Genomic DNA, 2,412 nt, shown 5'->3' on the forward strand with positions numbered 1-2,412 from the left:
GTTACGCCGCCGCGCTGGTGAACTATCGGATGTTAGCCAACACGGTCTGGTCCACTCAAGAGGTGCTACAGGTGCTAGAGCAATGCCTGCTCAGCCTGCAGCCTGTATAAAGAGTTAGCTGAGCGATCGCAATTTGGGTTCTGTGCTGCGATCGCTCGGCTACTTCCACCCGTCTCACCACAACTTGCCCTTTATCCACACAAGGAATTTTAATCATGGCGCTTACTCAAGGCACCCATCACATCGGTCTGACCGTTCCCGACATCAACGCCACCCGTGATTTTTTCGTGAATGTCTTGGAATTCAAACAAGTTGGTGAAGTGCCCGACTATCCCGCTTATTTTCTGTCGGATGGCACCAGCTTATTGACCCTATGGCAGGCCGTAGAACCGGATCAGGCCATTCCCTTTAACCGCAAAACCAATATCGGCCTGCATCACTTTGCATTCAAAGTAGACGGCGTTGAAACCCTGAAAGCTATCTACGAAAAGCTCAAAGCCGCTGAAGGTGTCGAGATTGAGTTTGCGCCGGAACTGTTAGGCAATGGCCCCACTCAGCACATGATGTTCTCCATTCCCGGCGGCATTCGCATGGAGTTGACCGCTCCCGCCAGGTAGCCATCTGGCTGAAAGCACCTGCATTGGGATGGACTACCCCGTATCGCTATGGGCAGTCCATCCAGCGTGACTCGCTGTGACTCCTGGCAGCTGCAAATCTTGGCATCGTCCTCCCCCTAAATTCCTCTCCCAAATTTGGGAGAGGGACTTCGAGTCACATGCTCCCTTTCTAGTAACCATCTCTTTCAAAATTCAGGAGACCAACATCATGGCAATCCCCGGTTGGCAACGGACAGAATCTCCCTTTCATCGGGGAGAGCGGTCGATTCAGGAGCGTCTGGGCGCTTTAGAGCAGATGGATGATTTTGGGCGACGGATTATCCGCGAATTTTTGCCCGAGCAGCATCGCCAGTTCTACGCCCAGCTTTCTTACTTCCTGGTCGGCACGGTGGATAGTGCCGGGAATCCCTGGGCATCGATCCTGGTAGGTGAACCGGGTTTTATCTCAACGCCAAATGATCGCACTCTGCACATTGCCGCTCAGCCGCTCTATGGCGATCCGCTCGCTGAGACGCTACAGGTCGGCAGTGACATTGGCTTTCTCGGCATCGAACTGCACACCCGCCGCCGCAATCGTGTCAATGGGGTAGTGAGCGCGATCGCGCCCGACGGCTTTGAGGTGCAGGTGAGCCAAACCTTTGGCAACTGCCCCAAATATATCCAGGCGCGCCAGTTCGATCTCGCTGCCTTTGACCCGACTGTGGGCAGGCCCATTCGCACCCTGACCACCTTAGGAGACGCTGAACGTCGGGCGATCGCATCTACCGACACCTTCTTTATCGCCACCGCCTATCTAGATAACGCTGCCGGAGCCGCCAGAGGCGTCGATGTCTCTCACCGGGGCGGCAACCCCGGCTTTGTGCGCATCGACGGCGATACCCTCACCGTGCCTGACTTTGCTGGCAACTGCCATTTCAACACCTTTGGCAACATTGAGGTTAACCCTCAGGCTAGCCTACTGTTCATTGACTTTGAGCGAGGCAATCTGCTTTATCTCACAGGCAAAGCTGAGGTCATTTGGGACGGCGACCCAGAAATTGCCGCCTATGCAGGCGCTGAGCGGCTGTTTAAATTTCATCTCACCCAGGGCATCCGGGTAGACAGTAGCCTGCCCCTAACATGGTCAAAGCCAGAGTACTCTCGTTTTTTAGAGCAGACAGGTTCTTGGTAAGCAGCTTCGCGTCAAACATTCTTACTTGATGGCTTAGTTTCCATGAAAGTAACTCATGAGATCGATGTATTAAGGCTCTGAAGTGCTAGCTAGGCTTGCCTTTGGGGATGACATTATTCGATAAATTTCAGTAACTTGACCTTAACGTTGTCCTGATTCACATATTTCGCTGAGGTCGCTTCCAATCGCTGTAACTGTCCTAATGCTAGTCCGCATGGAAAACCGTATTTTGCTTGCACGCGATTACTACCCTCCTGCAACGCGGCGCGCGATCGCTCCATAAAGTCATACAATTCGTATTCTGCTTCAGATTCTAAATACTGCTTGACTACTAACGAGGGAGAGTAGCAGGTTTCGTGAGTGCCATCGGGCCACTCTATTTCAAATCGTATTTCGGGCACGACGGAACGCTCCAATTTTGAACAGGACATCATGCTTTTGCATTGTATAGCAAAGGTAGGAAGAGTAAAACCAAAACATGAACCGCTCTAACTAACATGTCTGATGCTACGACAGGAAGAGCGCGATCGCCATCAGGTCCCTAGCGATTTCGATAGGTTTAGTACGGTAGTCTTCGAAAAAGCCACCTTTTTCGTACTATCTATCCTGTTCATCAGGCTAGAC

3 protein-coding genes are annotated in these 2,412 nt (G+C 52.2%); 2 read left to right on the forward strand and 1 reads right to left on the reverse strand.

Translation table 11 applies throughout. From position 1 onward, the window contains the following. Positions 1 to 215: 215 nt before the first annotated feature. Positions 216 to 617 carry a VOC family protein gene (locus V6D20_15405; protein HEY9817167.1) on the forward strand — a complete coding sequence of 134 codons (402 nt, stop codon included), beginning with the start codon at positions 216 to 218 and terminating at the stop codon, positions 615 to 617. A 208-nt stretch (positions 618 to 825) separates the two neighbouring features. Continuing rightward, on the forward strand, positions 826 to 1,788 hold the full coding sequence (locus tag V6D20_15410) for a pyridoxamine 5'-phosphate oxidase family protein (GenBank protein ID HEY9817168.1): 963 nt from the start codon (positions 826 to 828) through the stop codon (positions 1,786 to 1,788). A gap of 113 nt (positions 1,789 to 1,901) precedes the next feature. Here V6D20_15410 and V6D20_15415 read toward each other — a convergent pair whose 3' ends face one another. Continuing rightward, entirely contained in the window at positions 1,902 to 2,189 is a 288-nt protein-coding gene (locus V6D20_15415; GenBank protein HEY9817169.1) for an MSMEG_0570 family nitrogen starvation response protein, read from the reverse strand. Positions 2,190 to 2,412 lie beyond the last annotated feature (223 nt).

The sequence above is a fragment of the Candidatus Obscuribacterales bacterium genome (assembly GCA_036703605.1).
Classification (GTDB): Bacteria; Cyanobacteriota; Cyanobacteriia; order RECH01; family RECH01; genus RECH01.

What these genes read in the sequence shown, in the direction of transcription:
- V6D20_15405 (HEY9817167.1), top strand. Translation starts at nt 216, where the DNA reads ATGGCGCTTACTCAAGGCACCCATCACATCGGTCTGACCGTTCCCGAC.
- V6D20_15410 (HEY9817168.1), top strand. Translation starts at nt 826, where the DNA reads ATGGCAATCCCCGGTTGGCAACGGACAGAATCTCCCTTTCATCGGGGA.